Genomic DNA, 23,383 nt, shown 5'->3' with positions numbered 1-23,383 from the left:
TGCCGCTGGGGCCCGTCGATACCTCTTCACGCCCTTGAGTGGCTGCCGGCCCTCGGGTAATGTCAACAGACCCATAGGACAGAGCACGCTCATGACTTCCAAGCTGGAACAACTCAAACAGTTCACTACCGTCGTGGCCGATACTGGCGACTTCGAAGCCATCGCCCGCGTCAAACCCGTCGACGCCACCACCAACCCTTCCCTGCTGCTCAAGGCGTCGGCCATTCATGGCTATGCCGAGCAACTGAATGCCTGCGTGGCGGACTGCAAGGGCGATGTGGGTTTGGCCAGCGACCGTTTTGCCGTGGCGGTCGGGCAAGAAATCCTGAAAGTGATTCCTGGGCGTATTTCCACTGAAGTGGATGCGCGCCTGTCGTTCGACACCGAGGCCATGTTGAAGCGTGCGCATCGTCTGATCGATCTGTACGAAAAGGCCGGCATTGGCCGCGAGCGCGTGCTGATCAAGATCGCCTCCACCTGGGAAGGCATTCGCGCGGCCGAGCAGTTGGAGCGTGAAGGTATCCAGTGCAACCTGACCCTGCTGTTCTCCTTCGCCCAGGCCGCCGCCTGTGCCGATGCCGGGGTGTTCCTGATTTCGCCGTTCGTGGGCCGTATCTACGACTGGTACAAGAAAGCCAACGGCAACGATTACACCGGCGCGGATGACCCGGGCGTGCAGTCGGTGACGCGTATCTACAACTACTACAAGGCCAATGACTACAAGACCGTGGTCATGGGCGCGAGCTTCCGCAACCTCAACCAGATCGAGCAACTAGCCGGCTGCGACCGCTTGACCGTCAGCCCGGACCTGCTGGAAAAACTCGCCGCTGACGAAGGCAAGCTGGAGCGTAAGCTGGCACCTGGGCAAGCCGGGGAAGCGCGCTTGATCCTCAACGAAGCGCAGTTCCGCTGGTTGTCCAACGAGGACGCCATGGCGACCGAGAAACTGGCTGAAGGCATTCGTCAGTTTGCCCGGGACCAGGAGAAGCTGGAGGCGTTGCTGCAAGCCAAGCTTTGAGCTGATTCAGCAGGCATGCAAAAAGGGCGAACCTGGGTGGGTTCGCCCTTTTTTATGCGGTTTGGCCTAGGGGATGTGGTGGATTGATAAATGCCATCGCGAGCAAGCTCGCTCCCACAGGAGATTGAAGGCAGATCCAAATGGTGTGGTCGATGCAAGACACTGTGGGAGCGAGCTTGCTCGCGAAAGCGTCAGTTCGATCTACACAAGCCCAAGGCTCAAGGCCGCTCCAACGCATTCACCAGATCATGAAACGCTTCACGATTGGAGTCGTTGAGCCCCATGAGAATCTTGTGGGCTTCGAGCACCTTGATCCGCACTTCCTCTTCGGACTGGTCCTGGTCAGGCAGGTCGTCCAGGCATTCCGGGCACGGCACAGGGTCGCCCACGATGTTGAACACCTGGTCGAAGCCCATCGATTGCAGCAGACGGGTAATGTCGTTGTGGGTGGTGACGACGGTCGGCAGCAGGCCGACCTTTTGCCGCGACAGGATCGACAGCTTGGCCAACAGGCCCAACGTGGTGCTGTCGATGCTGCGGGTTTCGGTCAGGTCGATCACGATGGCGCTGAAATTCAGCGCGGTGAAGATCCGCTCAATAGTCGCATCCAGCGCCGAACACAGGGTAAGGCGCACTTCACCGACAAACTTCAGGACGAAGGTGCCGTCCTGCTCGGCGAACTGGATTCTACCGGTACTCATCAAAGGTTCCTGCTCAACACTAACAGGGCGATATCATCCGGCATCTCCCCGAGCGTGGCTAATCCAAACACTTGACGCAAGCCTTCCAGGCTGCCGCCCGCTGCACTCACCCGTTCAGGCAAGGCCGCTTCTTTCTCTTTGAGTGTAGGTTCTGTCAAAAGGTCCAAAATGCCATCAGACATCAGCGTCAGGCTGAAGGTCGGCGGCAATTCAAGCACATGGTCTTCGTAGGTGGCCTCGTTGAACAGGCCCACCGGCAAACCACGCCCTTCCAGGTAACGAACACTGTCTGGCGTATACAACACAGGCAAAGGCAGGTGACCACCGATGCTATAGGTCAACAAACCAGTCTCCTCGTCGATGACTCCACCGACCATTGTGACGTGTTTGCCCAGCTTACAACTGATCAGGCCTCGGTTGATATGCCCAAGGACTTCCGAAGGCTTGAACTCTGGCAGCGTGCCGTTGCGCTTGGACTCGAACAACAGCCGCGTGGTCATGAACTTCAACAGCACCGTCACGAAGGCCGAAGACGCACCATGGCCGGAAACATCCGCCAGGTAGAACGCCACTCGGCGCTCGTCAACGCGAAAATAGTCCACGAAATCGCCCGACAGGTATAACGACGGGATGATCTGGTGGGCAAAGCGGAAATCGTCGACGGTCCAAGGGCTGACCGGCAGCATGTTCATCTGCACTTGGCGCCCGGCGTTCTGGTCTTCCTGCAACAGGTTCAGGCTGGCTTCCAGCTCGCGGTTGGCGGTTTCCAGCTTCTCGCGGTAGCGTTGGTTCTCCACCAACAGGCGCGAACGGTCCAAGGCCCGGCGCACCGAATGCTCGAGCACGGCAAGGTCTTCAAGGGGCTTGATCAGGTAATCCGCCGCGCCCAGGCGCAATGCCTCGACCGCGTCGTTCATCACGCCCGCGCCCGACACCACGATCACCGGCGTCTGCGAGGAGATCTCGGTAACTTGGCGAATGAGTTCGAGTCCGCCCATCTGCGGCATGCGCAGGTCGCAGATGACCAGGTCGGGCTTGTCTTGCTCGAATACCTGAAGACCCTGTTGGCCATTGCTGGCCTGCAGGACGCTGAAACCACTGTCTTCCAAGTAGGCTGCGAGACTGGCTCGCACCACTTCGTCATCGTCGATTATCAGCAGCGTGGCACTGGTTTTTGGCATGTGGGCAAACGGCGCCAGAATTAGGTTGGCGTAGCGGGCTGGGCGGTCTGGCCTGGCACGCACTACTGGATTCGCTTTCTAGCCTCTCTGTCGTACCGGTTTCAGGCGATTGCCCTACACACCATTACATCAGAGGTGCCCTTCTAAGGCGCAGACGGTACTCCCATCCGCGGGGCGTTTCAAGCTCATGCAGATCGCCGCTTGCCGTCTTTATTTGTCAAAGCACAGAGAGTTATAAGAACCGAGCGAAGCGTAACTCAATGGAAGGATCAAACCCGCTCAAACCCGCCCCGAAAGCACAGAAGGCGGCCTTATGGGCCGCCTTCGTGGTTTTACAGGACGAAATTAAAAGTCGTCTTCGACCTGCCCATCCTTGACCTTGAATTCACGGTTTTGCAGGTAGGCGTTGCGGATGAAGACATATTTGTCGCCACTCACCATTTTCTCGGCCGACAACAGGCTGGCGCGGGTGTCGACGATGTTCAGGCCCCAGATGGAGTTACGCACCGAAACGTTATCGATATAGCGATACGGGGCGGTGTAGTTATCCACCAGCTTGGCCGGCGCATCTCGCAGGGTGCTTGGCCCCATCAGCGGCAACATGACATACGGCCCACTGCCCACGCCCCAGTAGCCGAGGGTCTGGCCGAAATCTTCATCGCTGCGCTGCAGGCCCATCTGGGTCCCCACGTCAAAGAAGCCCAGCAAGCCGAAGGTGGTGTTGAAGATCAATCGGGCGGTGTCGACCCCGGCAGCAGCCGGCTTGGCCTGCAGCACGTTGTTGGCCAGGTTGCCCACGTCACCGATGTTGCGGAACATATTGTGGATGCCGTCTTCGAGGAACTGCGGCGTCACGTATTGATATCCCTGGGCCAGTGGCTTGAGCGCATAGGTATCAAGGGTGTCGTTGAAGGTGAAGATGGGCCGGTTGACGCTTTCCCAAGGATCGTCTTCCGTAGCGGCCTGGGCGGCGAACGGAACCAGCAGGACGCAGGCGGAAAGACACAGCTGAGCTAGACGATGGCTCCAGCGCATAGGGGAAAACTCCTTGGATTGTTCAGGCAAGGGCGCCGAGCCCAGGCGGTAAGCTGGCTAGTATAAGACGGAACGCGAGGATAGGCAGCACCGAAAAAACACGCCGGCCGTAGGATGTTTCCGCTATTGGCGCCCTTCACTTCACTGTCACTGGACTGTCATCCGCGCACTTTAGGCTGCTGGTTATTTCAAGGACGTTCCCATGCCCCGCACCGAAGCCCTGCCCCTTCCTGCCCCCAGCCTCACCGCTGTACTGTTTGGCCTGAGCGGGTGCCTGGTAGATTTCGGGGCGCGCATTCGTCAGCCAGGGGCAGCGCCAGCGGATCACGCCCAGCCGACACCCGGCGCGCTGGAAAGCCTGCAAAGCTTGCAGCATCTGAACATCCCCTGCGCCTGGCTCGATGAATTGCCTCCAGCCACCAGTCATAGCCTCGCGGCCGTATTGCCTACGTCCATCAAAGCACCGCAACTTCCTGCAACAAATTATCCATGGCCGGCTCCGCACGCCTGCTGGCAAGCCCTGATGGCGCTGAATGTCCAGCAGTTGGACGGCTGCGTGTTGGTCAGCGGCGAACCCCGGTTGTTGCAGTCTGGGCTCAACGCAGGTTTGTGGACCATCGGACTGGCCTCCTGCGGCTCTTTGTGTGGCCTGGCGCCCGCCGAGTGGCAGGCATTGAGCCAACAGGCGCGGGAAGCCAAACGGGCCAAGGCCACCGTGCAGTTGTTCAGCCTGGGGGTGCACTCAGTGATCGATCACTTGGGCGAACTCGAGACTTGCCTGGCCGATATCTGTCTGCGTCGCATTAAAGGCGAGAAGCCCTGACCGGGATCATGCAGGGCGCGTGAGTGTGGATTACTCTTAAGGCAGGCCATGGACTTTTGCCGCTGCGTCGCGGTCCATGGTGTGCCTATCAATAAAGGGAGTACGCCAATGCCTGCCCGCCGCGAATTGCAAGACCAACTGAATGCCCTGCGCGAGCAATTGGACCAGAACCCACCGCTGTCTGAACCAGAGCGCGAAAGCCTGCATCAACTAATGGCTCAGATCGAAGCTGAGATCCAATTGGAAAACCAGCTTCAGGACAACAACCTGGTCGACGGCGTGAACCTGGCCGTAGAGCGTTTTGAGGTTGACCACCCAGGTATCGCCAGCACGTTGCGCAACATCATGTTGACCTTGGGCAACATGGGAATCTGAATGCCGGATGCCAAAAAGCCCTGCTAACCTAGCAGGGCTTTTTAGTTCCAACGACCTGAAATGCAATCCCCTGTGGGAGCGAGCTTGCTCCGGGCGGCGATCCGACGATAGCGATGTGTCAGCCAATCTCACTATTGAATGTGCCGGACTCATCGCGAGCAAGCTCGCTCCCACAAGAGCTCACCTCCACAAGAACCCACTGCCACAAGAAAAGTTATTGGCGGACCAGGCGATGGTTCGGCAGTTGAACGGCTTCAGTACTGCGATACGGGTTGATATCCAGCCCGCCACGGCGCACATACCGCGCATACACCGTCAATTTCTCTGGCTTGAGCAACCGCTGCAGGTCAAGAAAGATCCGCTCCACGCATTGCTCATGGAAATCCGAATGTTGGCGGAAGCTGACGATGTAGGCCAGCAGGCTGGCCGGGTCCAGGGCCGCGCCGCGATATTCCACCGCCACGCTGCCCCAGTCTGGCTGGCTGGTCACCGGACAGTTGGACTTGAGCAAATGACTGTGCAGGCTTTCCTCGACGATGCGCGAAGCATCGCAACGCAGCAGTTCCGGGCGCGGGTGCGCGTAGGAATCGACGCTGATGTCCAAGTCGTCGATGCACGTACCGGGCAGCGCCACGATGCCTTCGCTTTCCACATCCTTGAGACTGCGGATCCGTACACCCACTGGCTTGCCGGCAGCCGCCGAAAGGTCTTTGCGCAGCGTCGCTTCCAGGCTCGCGGTATCGGCGAACGGGGTCTGGTTCAACGAATTGAGGTACAGCTTGAAGGATTTGGATTCGATGATATTCGGCGAATCCGCCGGGATCGCGAATTCCCCGATGGCCACCACCGGCTTTCCGGACGGCAACAGCCAGGACAGCTCGAAACAGTTCCAGAAATCCACGCCCTTGTACGGCAGGGTCTCGGCCGTCAGGCCCAGTTCCGCCCATTTCGCGGTGCGCGGGATCGGGAACAGCAGTGACGGCGTGTACGTGGCGATGTATTCGCTGGATTTGCCCAGCGGCGAATGTTCGGCTGCGGGATGCATGACGGAAACCTGACTGAAGAATCAGTGGATTCTACCAGCCTTTGCCGCCGCCTTTGAGTGCTTACTGACTGACTGTCAGGTCGCCCTTCATCCCGGCCTGGTAGTGGCCAGGAATATTGCACGCAAACTCCAGGCGCGTGGCCTTGCTGAAGGTCCAGGTCAGCTCGCCGGTCTTGCCCGGCTCCACTAGCACGCTGTTGGGATCATCGTGGCGCATGCTCGCCTGGTCGTGGCCCATGGCGGCGTGATCCATCCCTGGCTTCATCGCGGTCGGCAGCAACTGGCCGCTCTGCTGCATCTTGAGCATTTCCTGTTGATGGTCGGCGTGCATGGCTGCGTTGCCCAGGTTGAATTCGTGGAGCAACTGGCCTTTGTTGACCAGCACGAACCGAACGGTCTCGCCGGCCTTGATATCCAGGGCTCCGGGATAGAACGTCATGTCACCCATCACCACCTCGATGCTGCGACTGGCCTTGGTCGCCGGTGCAGGCTGGCCGAAATCATAATGCCCCGGCGATGCCCACGACGGCGTACTGAGGGCCAGCGCGCAAGCGGCCAGGATCAAGCGTTTTCCCATCAACATGTCCATACTCCAAGCAGGTTCGGCATGTGGGAAACTCTATCGTTGCAGGCCTGCCAATCGGCTTACAGCTCGATTACAACTTTGTCAGGTTGCGCCACGAACCCACCCGCCACGGTATAACGCCCTCGTCCCAACCTGCCTCGAGCCGCCCATGAAATTGCTGATCGTCGAAGACCAAACCAAAACCGGCCAATACCTGCGCCAGGGCCTCGGCGAAGCCGGGTTCAACGCCGACCTGGTGGCCGACGGCATCACTGGCCAGCAACTGGCCTTGAGCGGTGAATACGCCTTGCTGATCCTCGACGTGATGCTGCCCGGCCGTGATGGCTGGCAAATCCTCCAAGCGGTCCGTGGGGCCGGCCTGGATACCCCGGTGCTGTTTCTCACCGCGCGGGATGCGGTGCAGGACCGGGTCCACGGCCTGGAGCTGGGCGCCGATGATTATCTGGTCAAGCCCTTTGCCTTTTCCGAGTTGCTGGCGCGAGTGCGGAGCCTGTTGCGTCGAGGCAACTCGACACAACAGGAAACCAGCCTGCAACTGGCGGACTTGCGCCTGGACCTGATCCGCCGCCGCGTCGAACGCAGCGGCCGGCGCATCGACCTCACCGCCAAGGAGTTCGCGTTGCTGGAAATGCTTCTGCGCCGCCAGGGTGAAGTGCTGCCCAAATCGCTGATCGCCTCCCAGGTCTGGGACATGAATTTCGACAGCGATACCAACGTCATCGAAGTCGCCATCCGGCGACTGCGCATCAAGATCGATGATGAGTTCCCCAATAAGCTCATCCACACCGTGCGGGGCATGGGCTATGTGCTTGAAGAGCGCAGCCTGTGAGGGGCCGGTGGTCGCTGAGCAGCCGCCTGGCGCTGCTGTTCGCCGCCTGCACGGCGGTGGTGTCGTTGTTCGCCGGGGTCTTGTTCAGCCGGGGCAGCGAGGCGCACTTCATCGAGCTGGACCAGCAACTGCTCGAAGGCAAGTTGATCGGCCTGCGCCGGGCCCTGCAAGACCTTAACGCCGAGCAGACCCAAAGCCGTCTGGAAGATGAACTGAGCCGTCAGGCCGACCTGGCGTTGCGCATCAAGGGTAGTGACGGGGTGCGCTGGTACGACAGCTCGATCCGGATCCCGGCGCAATTGCCGGAGCGCCCCGGCCTGTCGACCCTCAGCGATGCCGACAACGATTATCGAGTGTTGAACGCGCCGCTGTACCCCGACCGAACCGATTCACCGCAACTGACCTTGCTGCTGGACATCACTCATCACCAGCATTTCCTGCAGCGCATGCAACGGCTGATCTGGCTGACCGTCGGCCTCTCGGCCCTGGCCACCGCCCTGCTCGGTGCCTGGGCCGCCCGGCGCGCCTTGCGGCCGTTGCGACGCATGGGCGCCATTGCCGGCAATGTCTCGGCCCGCTCCCTCAACGCCCGGCTGCCAGAGGAACAAATGCCCGCCGAACTGGCGGAATTGGCCCACAGCATCAACGCCATGCTCGGACGCCTCGACGACGCGTTTCAACGGCTCTCCGCGTTCTCCGCCGACATCGCCCACGAATTGCGCACACCGCTGTCGAACCTGCTGACCCACACCCAAGTCACCCTCACCCGCGAGCGCTCCCTTGAGGATTACCGCGAGGCGTTGCACAGCAATCTCGAAGAACTGCAATGGATGGCGCAACTGGTCAACGACATGCTGTACCTGGCCAAGGCCGACCACGGCCTGCTGGCGCTCCATCGCGAACCGCTGCAATTGGCCGAGGAAGTGGACATGTTGCTGGATTTCTTCGCGCCCCTGGCCGAAGACGCCAACGTACGCCTGAGTCGCGACGGCGAGAGCCTGATCGAGGGTGATCGCAACATGCTACGTCGAGCCCTTTCCAACCTGCTGGACAACGCCCTGCGCTTCACCCCGGTTGACGGCGAAGTGCGGGTGAGGATGGTCGATGGGGCTCAAGGGGTGAGCGTAAGCGTGGAAAACAGTGGCGAGGGAATTCCAGCGGATTTGCTGCCGCGCCTGTTCGACCGTTTCTACCGCGCCGACCCGGCTCGCCAGGAAGGCAGCAGCGAACACGCGGGGCTTGGACTGGCCATCACCCGCTCGATCATCCGCGCCCATGGCGGGCAAATCCGTTGTGAATCGGCCGATGGCTGGACGCGGTTTTTGATCGAACTGCCGAAGGGTAATTAAGGCCGAATCAAGTCCCTGTGGCGACGGAGCTTGCTCCCGCTGGGCTGCGCAGCAGCCCCAAATGCTGCGCACGCATGCGCGGAACTTCCGTTTTTTGGGAGCGCTTCGCGCTCCAGCGGGAGCAAGCTCCCTCGCCACAAGAGCAATCGTCACTTGCCAGTGGGCTTGCAGTGAGTCAGCAAACCCACTGTTGCAGGGCCTCAGGAATACCGCAACGCCTGCGCCGGTTCGATCTTCGCCGCGCGCCACGCCGGGTACACGGTGGCGAGGAAGCTCAGGATGAACCCGGCCGAGCAGATCAGCACCACGTCCCCACGCTGCAGTTCCGACGGCAAGTTACTGACGAAGTACACGTCGGAACTGAAGATGTGCTGGCCGCTGACCCGCTCCAGCCAACCCACCAGCGCACTGACGTTCAACGCCGCGATCACGCCCAGCACGCCACCGATCAGCGTGCCGACGACGCCGATCACCGTGCCCTGGACCATGAAGATCGCCATGATCTGCCGCGGCGTGGCGCCGATGGTGCGCAGGATCGCGATGTCCGCGCCCTTGTCATTCACCACCATGATCAGGGTCGCGATGATGTTGAACGCCGCCACCGCGACGATCATCAGCAACAGCAAGCCAATCATGGTCTTTTCCATTTTCATGGCGCTGAACAGGCTGCCCTGGGTGTGGGTCCAGTCGTCAGACTTGTAACTCGCACCAAGACCGGCAGCGATGTCACCGGAGACCTTCGGCGCCGCGTACAGGTCTTTCACCGCCAGGCGCACGCTTTGCACCTGGTTCGGCTGCCAATGCTGCATCTGCGCGGCATCGGCCAGGTGAATCAGCGCCATGGAGCCGTCCAGCTCCGCGCCGACCTTGAACACACCCACGACATTCAAGCGCTGCATCCGCGGGGTGATGCCGCCCGGCGCGGTGCTGACTTCCGGCACGATGAGGGTCAGTTTATCGCCCACGTTCAGGCGAAAGCGCCGAGCCGTGATCTCACCGATCACCACGCCAAACTCGCCCGGTTTCAAGGCATCGAGACGCCCTTGGACGATATGCTGGGCAACGATGGACACCTTGCCTTCCTGGGCCGGATCGATGCCGCTGATCTGGATCGGCTGCATCGAACCCTTATGGCTCAGCATCCCTTCCATCTCGGTAAACGGCACGGCCGCCGTGACTGCGGGATTTTTCAGCGCCGCGGCGGCCACCGGCTGCCAGTCGTCGATCGGGTTGACGCCGACGATGGTGGCGTGGGGCACCATGCCGAGGATGCGCGAGCTCATTTCGCGCTGGAAGCCGTTCATCACCGACAACACCACGATCATCGCCAGCACGCCCAGGGCGAGGCCGATCATCGAGGTCATGGAGATGAACGAAACAAAGCGATTGCGGCGCTTGGCGCGGGTATAGCGCGTGCCGATGAAAATCGATAACGGTCTGAACATTCGCTGGGCACCGTATGCAAATAAAAGACCCGGCACTTGCAGCAAGTACCGGGTTTCGGTCGGTCAGATGGGGGTCAGGCAACCTTCCTGCAAATGCAGGACGCGGTCCATCTGGCGGGCCAGGTTCATGTCGTGGGTCACCACCAGGAACGCCGTGCGCATCGAGGTGCTGAGTTCCAGCATCAAGTCCTGGATGCCTTGGGCGGTGTGGGCGTCGAGGTTGCCGGTCGGCTCGTCGAGCATCACCAAGCCAGGCTTGTTGACCAGGGCCCGGGCAATCGCCACGCGCTGGCGCTCGCCACCGGACAGTTCGGCTGGCTTGTGCTCCAGGCGATGCCCCAGCCCTACCCGCTCCAGCAACGCCGTGGCGCGCTGACGAGCCTCGGGAATTGCCGTGCGGCCGATCAACAGCGGCATGCAGACGTTTTCCAGCGCGGTGAACTCGGGCAGCAGGTGGTGGAACTGGTAGACAAAGCCCAGGGACCGGTTGCGCAGCAGGCCACGGGCCTTCTCATTCAGCGCCGAAAGCTCTTCGCCGGCCAGCCAGACACTGCCAGCGGTTGGCGTGTCCAGCCCGCCCAGCAGGTTGAGCAAGGTACTTTTGCCCGACCCGGAAGTGCCGACAATCGCCACGCGCTCGCCTGGATGCAACTCCAGTTGCAGGCCCGACAACACCACCACCGACTCTGGGCCTTCCTCGTAGGATTTGCCCAGGTTGCGGCAGCTCAAGATTGCTTTTTCACTCATGCCCGACTCACTCATAACGTAACGCCTCCGCAGGCTGGGTGCGCGCGGCACGCCAGGCAGGATACAGGGTGGCGAGGAAACTCAGGACCAACGCGGCGCCGCAGACCATCAACACGTCATCGGACTGCAACTGCGATGGCAGGTAGTCGATGAAGTACACGTCGGCGTTGAGGAACTTGTGCCCGATCAGCCCTTCGAGGCCGGCGATCGCCGCGCTGACATTCAGCGCGGCGAACATGCCGACCAAAGCGCCGACGAACGTGCCGATGACGCCGATGACGGTGCCCTGGACCATGAAGATCCGCATGATCTGCCCCGGCGTCGCACCGAGGGTACGCAGGATGGCGATGTCGCCCTTCTTGTCGTTCACCACCATCACCAGCGTGGAGATGATGTTGAACGCCGCCACAGCGACGATCAGCAACAGCAGCAGGCCGATCATGGCTTTCTCCATGCGGATCGCCTGGTACAGGTTGCCGTGGGTGCGCGTCCAGTCCCGGGCGTAGTAGCGGTCTTCGCCAAGCTGCTGGGCGATGGTCCAGGCCACTCGAGGGGCCTGGAACAGGTCGTCGAACTTCAAGCGCAGGCCCTGGACCTGATCCGGCTTCCAGCGATGCAGGCGGGCGAGATCCTGGAGATTGGTCACGCCGAGGTAGCCATCGAGCTCGCCAGCACCCACATGGAAAATGCCGACCACGGTAAAGCGCTTCATGCGCGGGAACATGCCGCCCGGCGTCACGGTGACTTCCGGCGCAACGAACGTCAGCTTGTCGCCGATGACCACGCCTAGCTTCGCCGCGGCCTTGTCGCCGATGACGATGCCGAAGCTGCCCGGCGCCAGGTCGTCGAGTTTGCCCTGCTTCATGAAGTTGTCGATGATCGACACCTGCCGTTCCAGCCCTGGATCGATGCCGTTGAGCAGGACCTTGGACACCTTGCCGTCGTTGGTCAGCAGCCCCTGCATCTGGGTGAAAGGCGCCACGGCCAGCACCTGCGGGTTCTGCTTGACCTTGGCGGCCAGGCTCGGCCAATCGCTGATGGCTTCGCCGGTTTCGAGGGTCGCGTGGGGCACCATGCCCAGCACGCGGGTGCGCATCTCATGATCGAAGCCGTTCATCACCGACAGTACGACAATCATCACGACCACGCCGAGGGCGAGACCGATGATGGAGGTCAGGGAAATGAACGATACAAAATGATTGCGACGCTTTGCACGGGTATAACGCGTGCCGATAAATACGAAGAGAGGTCTGAACATGTCGGGGCTTGTTCGGAGGGAAAAGGAACGTCCTTGTGGCGGGGGTCACAAACCAGCTTTACACTCAGACCACCGCCGCTACCATGGGTTCGCCATGTCGACATTAGATGAAGAAGATCGCCGCGAATACTACCGTATCGAGGACACGATCGCACTGGAAATTCGGCCCCTGTCCATTCCTGAAGCTGCTGGCCAGGAAGTGTTGCAGGATGCTTCTCCATTGTTCAATCTGCTCAGCGAACTGCACCTGAGCGAATTCGAGTCGCAACACCTGCTGCGCCAAATCAGCGAGCGCGAACGCAGCATCGCGGCGTACCTCAAGGCGATGAACAAACGCATCGACCTGCTCAGCCAGGTCATTGCCTTGACGGTGCTCGGCGAAATCGGTGAACCGCAGCCAGTGATCATTTCCGAAGGCGGCATCGACTTCCAATACCCCACCCCCATCGCCGTCGGCGCGCACCTGTCGATCAAGCTGGTGCTGATGCCCCAGGCCCTCGGCTTGCTGCTGCGGGCGCGGGTCACGCACTGCGACCCCAAGGGCGACGGCTACGACGTGGGCACCGAGTTCGAACGCCCGACCGACGCCCAGCGCCAGTTGCTGGCCCGCTACATCCTGCAGAAACAGGCGCAAGAACGGCGCCTGGCCCGGGAACTGAACGAATCAGGTATCAATAAGGAAGAACCGTGACCCTCATTTATGGCCACCGCGGCGCCAAGGGCGAAGCGCCGGAAAACACCCTGACCGGTTTTCAGGAGTGCCTCAAGCACGGCGTACGCCGTTGCGAGCTGGACCTGCATCTTTCAATGGACGGCGAGTTGATGGTGATCCACGACCCGACCCTCAAGCGCACCACCGACCGGCGCGGCAAGGTGGTGGAGCATTCCGCCGCAGAGCTGGTGACCTACGATGCGCGCAAGGGTGGCCCGGGCTGGATCAAGCCGTGCCCGATCCCGCGCTTGGAGGAGCTGTTCGAGCAATGTGATTTCGAGCATTGGCAACTGGAGGTCAAGAGCGCTTCACGCACCCGCGCCGCCGCCACCGTGCTGGGCATCCGCGAAATGGCCCAGCGTTTCGGGCTGCTGGACAAGATCACCATCACTTCCAGTTCCCGGGAAGTGCTCAAGGCGGCCCTGGACCTGACCCCGGACATTTCCCGTGGACTGGTGGCCGAATACGCCTGGCTCGACCCGTTGAAGGTCGCCCAGAGCTACGGCTGCGAGATTCTGGCGCTGAACTGGACCCTGTGCACGCCGGAACGCCTGGCCAAGGCGCAGCGCCAGGGGCTGCATGTGTCGGTGTGGACCGTCAACGAGCCCGCGCTCATGCGCAGGCTCGCCGACTTTGGCGCTGACAGCCTGATTACAGACTTTCCCGGTTTGGCCACTGCCACCCTCGAGAATTGCTGAAATCGGTCTCCCCGGCCGGCTCAGGCCACCGGCCGGAGCCGCTCAAAAAAGCCGGTTGAGCCCGTCGTAGGCGGCTACCCGATAGGCTTCGGCCATGGTCGGGTAGTTGAACGTGGTGTTGACGAAGTACTTCAGCGTGTTCAGTTCGCCCGGCTGGTTCATGATCGCCTGGCCGATGTGCACGATCTCCGATGCCTGGTAGCCGAAGCAGTGCACGCCGAGCACTTCCAGGGTCTCGCGGTGGAACAGGATCTTCAGCATGCCTTGCGGCTCGCCGGCGATCTGCGCACGCGCCATGCTCTTGAAGAATGCCTTGCCCACCTCGTACGGCACCTTGGCCTGGGTCAGCTCCTGCTCGTTCTTGCCGATCGAGCTGATCTCCGGAATGGTGTAGATGCCGGTCGGCACGTCGTTGACGAAGCGCCAGCTGCCGTTGTCGACAATACTGCCGGCGGCCGAACGACCCTGGTCGTGAGCGGCACTGGCCAGGCTCGGCCAGCCGATCACGTCACCGGCACCGTAGATGTTCGGCACGCAGGTGCGGTAGTTCTCGTCGACTTCGATCTGGCCACGGCTGTTGACCTTCACGCCGATGTTTTCCAGGCCCAGGGTGTCGGTATTGCCGGTACGGCCGTTACACCAGAGCAAGGCGTCGGCCTTGATCTTCTTGCCAGACTTGAGATGCAGGATGACGCCATTGTCGACGCCTTCGACGCGGTCGTAGTCTTCGTTGTGGCGCACGGTGATGTTGTTGTTGCTGAAGTGATAGCTCAGGGCCTGGGAGATTTCCGAGTCCAGGAAGCTCAGCAACTGGCCGCGGTTGTCCACCAGTTCCACCAGCACACCCAGGCCGCTGAAGATCGAGGCATATTCGCAACCGATCACGCCGGCACCGTAGACGATGAGCTTACGCGGGGTGTGGCCCAGGCTCAGGATGGTGTCGCTATCGTAGATCCGCGCATGGTTGAAATCGATGTCGGCCGGGCGATACGGGCGCGAACCGGTGGCGATGATGATGTGCTTGGCCACCAGCTTCTCGACCACGCCGTTGCCACAGACCACTTCGACCGTCTGCTCATCGGCAAAGCTGCCGGTGCCGAAGAACACGTCCACGCGGTTGCGGGCGTAGTAGCCGGTACGCGAGGCCACTTGCTTGGAGATGACCTTCTCGGCGCTCTTGAGCACGTCCGGGAAGGAGAACCAGCGCGGTTCGCCGATGGCCCGGAACATCGGGTTGGTGTTGAACTGCATGATCTGCCGGACCGAGTGACGCAAGGCCTTGGACGGGATGGTACCCAAGTGGGTGCAGTTGCCGCCGACCTGCCGACGGCTGTCGACCATCGCCACCTTGCGCCCTGCCTTGGCGGCGTTCATTGCCGCGCCTTCCCCCGCCGGGCCGGAGCCCAGTACCACCACGTCGTAGTTGTAGACAGCCATGCGTACTCCTCAGAACAGGCCGCGATGCCACGCTTGGCATCCACGGCTAAATCATGCCGGCCGGCGGCATGAAGGAACAATTTTAGGCCGGTTCACGCGCCCGGCCACAGTCTATAGAAGCGTCAACGCCGCGCACATTACCCCTTGGTCGCGTCGTAGGCTAGTTTTGCCTGCGCTATTTCGCCACAGGTAGGCTTTCAAAACGCTGTCAGCGTTCACTTAAGATTTGCCCAAATCATCGTGGCGAGGGAGCTTGCTCCCGCTGGGCTGCGCAGCGGCCCCCTTTTGTGAGCGCTTCGCACTCAAGCGGGAGCAAGCTCCTTCGCCACGGTAATCCCGCTTCAGTGGTCATTGGTTTTTTCCACGGGTCATCCGTTCAAAGATGTCGTTGGTGCGGCTGACGAAACGCTCCCCATCCCGCAGCACGAAAAATACCCCGATGTGATTTTTTTCGGCATAGTCCCAACCCCGTTCAGGACCGAGAATCAGCAACAGCGTCGATAGTCCATCGGCCATCATCGCCGAAGGATGAATCACCGTGACGGACGCCAGGTTGTGTAGGACCGGCGCACCAGTACGCCCATCAAAGGTGTGCGAATAACGCTGGCCGCCCTGCTCGAAATATTTACGGTAGTCACCCGAGGTGGAAACCCCGTAGCCGTTGACCTCGATGATACGCTCAGCCACTTGCCGGTCATCCCGAGGCTCTTCCAGGGCAATGCGCCAGGCCGAACCATCAGGCTTACGCCCGACAGCCTTGAGTTCACCGGTGGCTTCGGCCAGGTAACTGTCGATGCCCAAGGCCTGGAGCCTGGCGGCGATGCGGTCGACGGCATGACCTGCGGCGATACTGTTGAAGTCGACCTCTACCGCAGCATCCTTGCACAACCGATCGCCCTCAATGCGCAGATGCTCGTGGCCAACGCGCTGGCGCACCTCGGCCAGTGCCTCGGCGCTCGGCACTTGCTCTGTGCGGGACTGGGGACCGAAGCCCCACAGGTTCAACAGTGGCTCCACCGTCAGGTCGAAGGAGCCATCGCTTTGGACCGACCATTGCTCGCCCACGCGGATCAACGCCAGGACCGGGCCAGGCATGACCTGGCAACTGTTGGCCGGCAGCGCATTGAAGCGCTCGACGTCCGAGTCGCTGCGATAGGTCGAGAATTGCCGATCCACTTCGGCCAGGATGTTTTCCACCTCGGCCTGCACCGTTTTCGGACCGGGCCCGGCGGGATGCCTGACGTACTGGATGGAATAGTGACTGCCCATGGTCGGGCCGTCGAAGCGCTCCAAGGTGTCGCCACCGCCGCAACCGGACAACACGCCGGCCAGCACCACAAGGCCTATCCATCGTCCAGTTAACAAATCTTCATCTCTCCTCAAAACCGCGCCCGCCATTATGGGCTACGGCGCGAACAAAAAGCCTGTGGGAGCGAGCTTGCTCCGGGCGGCGATCCGACGATAGCGGCGGAACGTTCGGCACCAAGGTGGCTGACACATAGCCATCGCGAGCAAGCTCGCTCCCACAGGTCCTGCGTTTCCAAAAAAATGTGAAAGTGAGTACCTACCCATGTCTTCCAACACGAGCAACGGCAAGGCGATTTTTCGCGTTGTCAGCGGCAACTTCCTGGAGATGTTCGACTTCATGGTCTATGGCTTCTACGCCACCGCCATCGCCAAGACGTTCTTCCCCGCCGACAGTGCGTTTGCCTCGCTGATGCTGTCCCTGGCCACGTTCGGTGCCGGGTTCCTGATGCGCCCCCTGGGAGCGATTTTTCTCGGTGCCTACATCGACCGCCATGGCCGTCGCAAAGGCTTGATCATCACCCTAGTGCTGATGGCCATGGGCACCATACTGATCGCCTGCGTGCCGGGCTACGCCGTCCTCGGCGTGGCGGCGCCCTTGCTGGTGCTGCTCGGCCGCTTGCTGCAAGGTTTCTCCGCCGGCGTGGAACTGGGTGGCGTGTCGGTTTACCTGGCGGAAATCTCCACGCCGGGGCGCAAGGGCTTCTTTGTCAGTTGGCAATCGGCCAGCCAACAGGCCGCCGTGGTGTTTGCCGGTCTGCTGGGGGTTGGCCTCAATCACTGGTTGAGTCCCCAGGAGATGGGGGATTGGGGCTGGCGCGTACCGTTCCTGGTGGGTTGCATGATTGTCCCGGCAATCTTCATGATCCGTCGCTCGCTGGAGGAAACGCCCGAGTTCCAGGCAAGAAAACATCGCCCTACCCTGTCGGAAATCGTCCGCTCAATCGGTCAGAATTTCGGCATCGTCCTGGCCGGCATGGCGTTGGTGGTGATGACCACCGTGTCGTTCTACCTGATCACCGCCTACACACCGACCTTTGGCAAGGCCGAGTTGAACCTGTCGGACCTGGACGCGCTGCTGGTCACGGTGTGCATCGGCTTGTCGAATTTTTTCTGGCTGCCAGTGATGGGGGCGTTTTCCGACAAGATCGGACGCAAACCCCTGCTGCTCGGTGCGACTGTCCTGGCGATCCTGACCGCTTATCCGGCCCTGTCCTGGCTGGTGGCGAACCCCAGTTTCAGCCATTTGCTGATCGTCGAGCTGTGGCTGTCGTTCCTATATGGATCCTACAACGGTGCAATGGTCGTCGCCTTGACGGAAATCATGCCGGTCGAGGTGCGCACCACCGGGTTCTCCCTGGCCTACAGCCTGGCGACGGCAACGTTCGGCGGGTTTACCCCGGCAGCCTGTACCTACCTGATCCATGTGCTCGACAACAAGGCCGCACCGGGGATATGGCTCACTGGGGCGGCAGTGCTGGGGCTGATTGCCACCCTGGTACTGTTCAAGGGTAATCGGCATGAACTGCGCACGGCGCAGGCTTCCGTAGTGGGCGGCGCCTGATAAATCGTCATCGCGAGCAAGCTCGCTCCCACAGTTGACCGAGTTGTTGCTGATGTATGCGGTCCAATGTGGGAGCGAGCTTGCTCCGGGCGGCGATCCGACGATGAGGCCAGCCCAGGCACCACAAACTCCAGACAAAAAAACGCCCCGACAAGTCGGGGCGTTTCCACAAGCGGCTAACGCTTAGCGCGGGAACGCTGGCGGGTTTACCCCGGCCATGTCTTCCATCACGCGAACCACCTGGCAGCTGTAACCGAATTCGTTGTCGTACCAGACGTACAACACAACGCGGTTATCTTGGCTGATGGTGGCTTCAGCATCCACCACACCGGCGTGGCGCGAGCCCACGAAGTCGGTGGACACCACTTCCTGGGAATTGACGAAGTCGATCTGCTTGTGCAGCTCGGAGTGCAGCGCCATATAGCGCAAGTACTCGTTCATCTCTTCACGGGTGGCGGCTGTCTCAAGGTTCAGGTTGAGAATGGCCATCGACACGTTCGGCGTCGGCACGCGGATCGCGTTGCCGGTCAGCTTGCCGGCCAGTTCAGGCAGGGCCTTGGCGGCGGCGGTGGCGGCACCGGTCTCGGTGATGACCATGTTCAGCGCTGCGCTGCGGCCACGGCGATCGCCCTTGTGGAAGTTGTCGATCAGGTTCTGGTCGTTGGTGTACGAGTGAACCGTTTCGACGTGACCGTTGACGATGCCAAACTTGTCGTTCACGGCCTTGAGCACCGGCACGATGGCGTTGGTGGTGCAAGAAGCGGCGGAGACGATCTTGTCGTCAGCAGTGATTTCGCCGTGGTTGATGCCGTGAACGATGTTCTTCAGCTTGCCCTTGCCAGGCGCGGTCAGGACAACGCGGTCGACACCCGGGCAGGCCAAGTGCTGGCCCAGGCCGTCGGCGTCACGCCATACGCCGGTGTTGTCCACCAGCAGTGCGTCCTTGATGCCGTACTGGGTGTAATCCACCTCGGTCGGGTTCTTCGCGTAGATCACCTGGATCAGGTTACCGTTGGCGGTGATGGTGTTGTTTTCTTCGTCGATGGTGATGGTGCCATTGAACGAACCATGGACCGAATCGCGACGCAGCAGGCTGGCGCGCTTGGTCAGGTCGTTCTCGGCGCCCTTGCGCACCACGATGGCCCGCAGGCGCAGGCCGTCGCCACCACCGGTTTTTTCGATCAGGATGCGCGCCAGCAGACGGCCGATACGACCGAAGCCGTACAGGACCACGTCAGTGCCTTTGCGAGCCGAAACGTTCTGCTGGCCAACCACATCAGCCATCTCTTCACGCACGAATTGCTCGGCGCTGCGGCCATTGCCTTCGTTGCGGAATTTGAATGCCAACTTGCCCAGGTCCACCGAAGCCGCGCCGAGCTTGAGCTCGCTCATGGCCTTGAGCAGGGGGAATGTTTCGTGGACGGAGAGTTCGCTGTCGTCGGAAGAACGGTGGCGCGCAAAGCGGTGGGCTTTGAGGATCGCGATGACAGACTGGTTGATCAGGCTGCGGCCATAGATCGAGCTCACCACGTTGTTATTGCGGTAGAGCTGACCGATGAGAGGGATCATCGCTTCGGCGAGCGCTTCACGATCAATCCATTCACCAAGACACTGGTCGGGCTTCTGAGTCACGGTAACCTTCCACATGTAGGGGCTGAAAAAAGGGGCTACATTATGCCGCCGAGTCCTCTGCGGAGCAATGCGCGCCCGTCGCGCCGTGGTTTTCCTGCCTGCCTGGGTAGTCTGCGACTGACAGCAGCCCCCTTCCCCCGCTACAATTGTCGACTTTGTCGCAATGCTGGAGCTCAATCTTCCGTGCCCGTTCTGCGTCTTCCGCTTCTCCCTGCCGCGGCAGGTAAACAGCACTGGGGCAACCTGCCCGGTGCCGCCCTGAGCCTGGCCATCGCCGAGGCTGCCAGCGCTGCAAAGCGTTTCACCCTGCTACTGACCGCCGACAGCCAAAGCGCCGAACGGCTGGAACAGGAGCTGAGTTTCTTCGCGCCGGATTTGCCGGTCTTGCATTTTCCGGACTGGGAAACGCTGCCCTACGACCTGTTTTCACCGCACCAGGACATCATTTCCCAGCGAATCGCCAGCCTTTATCGGCTGCCGGAGCTCAGTCATGGCGTTTTGGTAGTGCCGATCACCACAGCCCTACATCGCCTGGCCCCGACCCAATTTCTGCTCGGCAGCAGCCTGGTGCTGGACATCGGCCAGAAGCTCGACGTCGAGCAAATGCGCACCCGCCTCGAGGCCAGTGGCTATCGTTGCGTCGACACGGTGTATGAGCACGGCGAGTTCGCGGTGCGCGGCGCCTTGATCGACCTGTTCCCGATGGGCAGCAAACTGCCGTATCGCATCGACCTGTTCGATGACGAAATCGAGACGCTGCGCACCTTCGACCCGGAAAACCAGCGCTCCATCGACAAGGTGCAGTCGATCCGCCTGTTGCCGGCCAAGGAATTCCCGTTGCAGAAAGACGCCGTGACCCGCTTCAAGGCGCGCTTTCGCGAACGCTTCGATGTGGATTTCCGCCGTTGCCCGATCTTCCAGGACCTGAGCAGCGGGATCACGCCCGCCGGTATCGAGTACTACCTGCCGCTGTTTTTCGAAGAAACCTCCACCCTGTTCGATTACTTGCCCCAGGACACCCAGGTGTTTTCCCTGCCAGGCATCGAGCAAGCGGCGGAAAATTTCTGGAACGATGTGCGCAACCGCTACGAAGAGCGTCGCGTCGATCCGTCCCGGCCTCTATTGCCGCCAGCCGAGTTGTTCCTGCCGGTGGAAGATTGTTTTGCCCGTCTCAAGAGTTGGCCGCGCGTGGTGGCGAGCCAGCAGGACGTGGAAACCGGCGTCGGCCGTGAGCGCTTCCCGGCCAAGGCATTGCCGGACCTGGCCATCGAAGCCAAGGCCACGCAACCGCTGGCGGCGCTGGCGGGTTTTCTCGATGCATTCCCCGGCCGCGTACTGTTCACCGCCGAATCCGCGGGACGTCGCGAAGTGCTGCTGGAACTGCTCGAACGTTTGAAGCTGCGACCGAAGACTGTCGACAGCTGGCCGGACTTCGTTGCCGGCAAGGATCGCCTGGCGATCACCATCGCGCCGCTGAACGACGGCCTGGTTCTGGATGACCCGGCCCTGGCACTGGTGGCCGAAAGTCCGTTGTTCGGCCAGCGGGTCATGCAGCGCCGCCGTCGCGAGAAACGTGCCGACGCCGCCAACGACGCCGTCATCAAGAACCTCACCGAGCTGCGTGAAGGCGCGCCGGTGGTACACATCGATCACGGCGTGGGTCGCTACCTGGGCCTGGCGACACTGGAAATCGACAACCAGGCCGCCGAGTTCCTAACCCTTGAGTACGCCGAGGGCGCCAAGCTCTACGTGCCAGTGGCGAACCTGCACCTGATCGCTCGCTACACCGGCAGCGACGATGCCCTGGCCCCGCTGCATCGCCTGGGCTCGGAAACCTGGCAGAAAGCCAAGCGCAAGGCCGCCGAACAGGTGCGCGACGTCGCTGCCGAACTGCTGGACATCTACGCCCGTCGCGCGGCTCGCGAGGGCTACGCCTTCGCCGATCCGAAAGCCGACTACGAAACCTTCAGTGCCGGCTTCCCCTTCGAAGAAACCGTCGACCAACAGACCACCATCGAAGCCGTGCGCGCCGACATGCTCGCCCCCAAGCCCATGGATCGACTGGTGTGTGGCGACGTGGGCTTCGGCAAGACCGAAGTGGCGATGCGCGCCGCCTTCATTGCCGTGCATGGCGGCAAACAGGTGGCGATCCTGGTCCCGACCACCCTGCTGGCCCAGCAGCACTACAACAGTTTCCGCGACCGCTTCGCCGACTGGCCGGTGACCGTGGAAGTGATGAGCCGTTTCAAATCCACCAAGGAAGTGAACGCCGCCGTGGCCGACCTGGCCGAGGGCAAGATCGACATCGTCATCGGCACGCACAAGCTGCTGCAGGACGACGTGAAGATCAAGAACCTGGGGCTGGTGATCATCGACGAAGAACACCGTTTTGGCGTGCGCCAGAAGGAACAGCTCAAGGCCCTGCGCAGCGAAGTCGACATCCTGACCCTGACCGCCACGCCGATCCCGCGCACGTTGAACATGGCGGTGTCGGGCATGCGCGACCTGTCGATCATCGCCACGCCGCCGGCCCGGCGCCTGTCGGTGCGCACCTTTGTCATGGAGCAGAACAAAAGCACGGTCAAGGAAGCCCTGCTGCGTGAGCTGCTGCGCGGCGGCCAGGTCTATTACCTGCACAATGACGTGAAGACCATCGAGAAATGTGCCGCCGACCTGGCCGAGCTGGTGCCGGAAGCGCGCATCGGAATCGGCCACGGGCAGATGCGCGAGCGTGAACTCGAACAGGTGATGAGCGACTTCTACCACAAGCGCTTCAACGTGCTGATCGCCTCGACCATCATCGAGACCGGCATCGACGTGCCGAGCGCCAACACCATCATCATCGAGCGCGCCGACAAATTCGGCCTGGCCCAACTGCACCAGTTGCGCGGCCGGGTCGGTCGTAGCCACCACCAGGCCTATGCCTACCTGTTGACGCCACCGCGCCAGCAAATCACCCCGGATGCGGAAAAACGCCTGGAAGCCATCGCCAACACCCAGGACCTCGGCGCCGGCTTCGTGCTGGCCACCAACGACCTGGAAATCCGTGGCGCCGGCGAATTACTCGGCGACGGCCAGAGCGGCCAGATCCAGGCCGTCGGCTTCACGCTGTACATGGAGATGCTCGAACGCGCGGTCAAGTCGATCCGCAAGGGCGAGCAGCCGAACCTCGACCAACCCCTGGGCGGCGGGCCGGAAATCAACCTGCGAGTACCGGCACTGATCCCGGAAGACTACCTGCCGGACGTCCACGCACGGCTGATCCTCTACAAACGCATCGCCTCGGCCAGCGACGAGGAAGGCCTCAAGGACCTGCAAGTGGAGATGATCGACCGCTTCGGCCTGCTGCCGGAACCGACCAAGAACCTGGTGCGCACCACGCTGCTCAAGCTCAAGGCCGAGCAACTGGGCATCAAGAAAGTCGATGGCGGCCCCAATGGCGGCCGGATCGAGTTCGAGGCCCAGACGCCGGTCGACCCACTGGTGCTGATCAAGTTGATCCAGGGCCAGCCCAAACGCTACAAGTTCGAAGGCGCCACGATGTTCAAGTTCATGGTGCCCATGGAACGCGCGGAAGAGCGTTTCAATACCGTAGAGGCGCTGTTCGAGCGCCTCACTCCGACCACTGCTTGAAGGACGCCCC

General features: G+C 61.4%; 20 protein-coding genes. 9 read left to right on the top strand and 11 right to left on the bottom strand.

Annotated features, from left to right (window positions below; all coding sequences use genetic code 11):
* Positions 1 to 91: 91 nt before the first annotated feature.
* Positions 92 to 1,018, top strand: a complete 927-nt coding sequence (tal, locus tag ACIPQ1_RS00540) for a transaldolase (protein WP_186705210.1) — start codon at positions 92 to 94, stop codon at positions 1,016 to 1,018.
* Between the two features lie 218 nt (positions 1,019 to 1,236).
* Here tal and rssC read toward each other — a convergent pair whose 3' ends face one another.
* The 3 genes from rssC to ACIPQ1_RS00525 all read right to left on the bottom strand — a co-directional run bounded on the left by rssC (position 1,237) and on the right by ACIPQ1_RS00525 (position 3,935).
* Positions 1,237 to 1,719: an anti-sigma factor antagonist RssC gene (gene rssC / locus ACIPQ1_RS00535; protein ID WP_025212773.1), complete on the bottom strand. Its 483-nt coding sequence runs from the start codon at positions 1,717 to 1,719 to the stop codon at positions 1,237 to 1,239.
* The gene (gene rssB, locus ACIPQ1_RS00530; protein ID WP_053120765.1) at positions 1,719 to 2,900 is read right to left on the bottom strand and encodes a two-component system response regulator RssB; all 1,182 of its coding nucleotides are present in this window, start codon (positions 2,898 to 2,900) and stop codon (positions 1,719 to 1,721) included. Before rssB ends, rssC begins: the two co-directional genes overlap by 1 nt.
* A gap of 345 nt (positions 2,901 to 3,245) precedes the next feature.
* The gene (locus ACIPQ1_RS00525) at positions 3,246 to 3,935 is read right to left on the bottom strand and encodes an MlaA family lipoprotein (RefSeq protein ID WP_411386951.1); all 690 of its coding nucleotides are present in this window, start codon (positions 3,933 to 3,935) and stop codon (positions 3,246 to 3,248) included.
* Between the two features lie 202 nt (positions 3,936 to 4,137).
* Here ACIPQ1_RS00525 and ACIPQ1_RS00520 point away from each other — a divergent pair, with 202 nt between their 5' ends.
* Positions 4,138 to 4,758: an HAD family phosphatase gene (locus tag ACIPQ1_RS00520; protein WP_446533364.1), complete on the top strand. Its 621-nt coding sequence runs from the start codon at positions 4,138 to 4,140 to the stop codon at positions 4,756 to 4,758.
* 108 nt (positions 4,759 to 4,866) lie between these two features.
* Positions 4,867 to 5,133, top strand: a complete 267-nt coding sequence (locus ACIPQ1_RS00515) for a DUF4404 family protein (protein WP_250965531.1) — start codon at positions 4,867 to 4,869, stop codon at positions 5,131 to 5,133.
* A gap of 214 nt (positions 5,134 to 5,347) precedes the next feature.
* Here ACIPQ1_RS00515 and queF read toward each other — a convergent pair whose 3' ends face one another.
* Together queF and copI are read right to left on the bottom strand one after the other, a co-directional pair.
* On the bottom strand, positions 5,348 to 6,178 hold the full coding sequence (queF, locus tag ACIPQ1_RS00510) for an NADPH-dependent 7-cyano-7-deazaguanine reductase QueF (RefSeq protein ID WP_446533363.1): 831 nt from the start codon (positions 6,176 to 6,178) through the stop codon (positions 5,348 to 5,350).
* Between the two features lie 61 nt (positions 6,179 to 6,239).
* Positions 6,240 to 6,761 carry a copper-resistant cuproprotein CopI gene (gene copI / locus ACIPQ1_RS00505; RefSeq protein ID WP_250965529.1) on the bottom strand — a complete coding sequence of 174 codons (522 nt, stop codon included), beginning with the start codon at positions 6,759 to 6,761 and terminating at the stop codon, positions 6,240 to 6,242.
* Positions 6,762 to 6,912: 151 nt separating this feature from the next.
* On the opposite strand from copI, the gene ACIPQ1_RS00500 reads away from it, so the two are divergent.
* Together ACIPQ1_RS00500 and ACIPQ1_RS00495 are read left to right on the top strand one after the other, a co-directional pair.
* A complete protein-coding gene (locus tag ACIPQ1_RS00500) occupies positions 6,913 to 7,593 on the top strand; it encodes a heavy metal response regulator transcription factor (RefSeq protein ID WP_250965528.1) in 681 nt (226 codons plus the stop codon).
* Positions 7,590 to 8,942 (top strand): heavy metal sensor histidine kinase, encoded by a 1,353-nt coding sequence (locus ACIPQ1_RS00495; RefSeq protein WP_446533362.1) that lies wholly within the window; start codon positions 7,590 to 7,592, stop codon positions 8,940 to 8,942. The genes ACIPQ1_RS00500 and ACIPQ1_RS00495 overlap by 4 nt, the downstream gene beginning before the upstream one ends.
* 200 nt (positions 8,943 to 9,142) lie before the next feature.
* On the opposite strand, the gene ACIPQ1_RS00490 is transcribed toward ACIPQ1_RS00495, so the two are convergent.
* The 3 genes from ACIPQ1_RS00490 to ACIPQ1_RS00480 form a co-directional block, all read right to left on the bottom strand.
* Complete coding sequence (locus ACIPQ1_RS00490; protein WP_186705218.1) at positions 9,143 to 10,387, bottom strand: lipoprotein-releasing ABC transporter permease subunit; 1,245 nt, start codon at positions 10,385 to 10,387, stop codon at positions 9,143 to 9,145.
* Between the two features lie 63 nt (positions 10,388 to 10,450).
* Complete coding sequence (gene lolD / locus ACIPQ1_RS00485) at positions 10,451 to 11,134, bottom strand: lipoprotein-releasing ABC transporter ATP-binding protein LolD (protein ID WP_446533361.1); 684 nt, start codon at positions 11,132 to 11,134, stop codon at positions 10,451 to 10,453.
* Positions 11,135 to 11,141: 7 nt separating this feature from the next.
* The gene (locus ACIPQ1_RS00480; protein ID WP_250965525.1) at positions 11,142 to 12,392 is read right to left on the bottom strand and encodes a lipoprotein-releasing ABC transporter permease subunit; all 1,251 of its coding nucleotides are present in this window, start codon (positions 12,390 to 12,392) and stop codon (positions 11,142 to 11,144) included.
* A 94-nt stretch (positions 12,393 to 12,486) separates the two neighbouring features.
* Between ACIPQ1_RS00480 and ACIPQ1_RS00475 the strand changes: the two genes are divergently transcribed.
* Together ACIPQ1_RS00475 and ACIPQ1_RS00470 are read left to right on the top strand one after the other, a co-directional pair.
* On the top strand, positions 12,487 to 13,083 hold the full coding sequence (locus ACIPQ1_RS00475) for a PilZ domain-containing protein (RefSeq protein ID WP_207961299.1): 597 nt from the start codon (positions 12,487 to 12,489) through the stop codon (positions 13,081 to 13,083).
* Positions 13,080 to 13,802, top strand: coding sequence for a glycerophosphodiester phosphodiesterase (locus tag ACIPQ1_RS00470; RefSeq protein WP_053120741.1), 723 nt, complete (start codon positions 13,080 to 13,082; stop codon positions 13,800 to 13,802). The genes ACIPQ1_RS00475 and ACIPQ1_RS00470 overlap by 4 nt, the downstream gene beginning before the upstream one ends.
* Positions 13,803 to 13,844: 42 nt before the next feature.
* Here ACIPQ1_RS00470 and sthA read toward each other — a convergent pair whose 3' ends face one another.
* A complete protein-coding gene (sthA, locus tag ACIPQ1_RS00465; protein WP_003183399.1) occupies positions 13,845 to 15,239 on the bottom strand; it encodes a Si-specific NAD(P)(+) transhydrogenase in 1,395 nt (464 codons plus the stop codon).
* Between the two features lie 348 nt (positions 15,240 to 15,587).
* On the bottom strand, positions 15,588 to 16,637 hold the full coding sequence (locus ACIPQ1_RS00460; protein WP_446533360.1) for an FAD:protein FMN transferase: 1,050 nt from the start codon (positions 16,635 to 16,637) through the stop codon (positions 15,588 to 15,590).
* A 172-nt stretch (positions 16,638 to 16,809) separates the two neighbouring features.
* On the opposite strand from ACIPQ1_RS00460, the gene tcuC reads away from it, so the two are divergent.
* On the top strand, positions 16,810 to 18,108 hold the full coding sequence (gene tcuC / locus ACIPQ1_RS00455) for an MFS transporter (protein WP_250962703.1): 1,299 nt from the start codon (positions 16,810 to 16,812) through the stop codon (positions 18,106 to 18,108).
* Positions 18,109 to 18,291: 183 nt separating this feature from the next.
* Here tcuC and ACIPQ1_RS00450 read toward each other — a convergent pair whose 3' ends face one another.
* Complete coding sequence (locus tag ACIPQ1_RS00450) at positions 18,292 to 19,755, bottom strand: glyceraldehyde-3-phosphate dehydrogenase (protein ID WP_411386946.1); 1,464 nt, start codon at positions 19,753 to 19,755, stop codon at positions 18,292 to 18,294.
* 168 nt (positions 19,756 to 19,923) lie between these two features.
* Here ACIPQ1_RS00450 and mfd point away from each other — a divergent pair, with 168 nt between their 5' ends.
* Entirely contained in the window at positions 19,924 to 23,373 is a 3,450-nt protein-coding gene (gene mfd / locus ACIPQ1_RS00445; protein WP_072407814.1) for a transcription-repair coupling factor, read from the top strand.
* The last annotated feature ends 10 nt before the right edge of the window (positions 23,374 to 23,383 follow it).

The sequence above is a fragment of the Pseudomonas sp. LARHCG127 genome (genome assembly GCF_052871455.1).
This window is presented reverse-complemented; position numbering and strand designations above follow the sequence as displayed.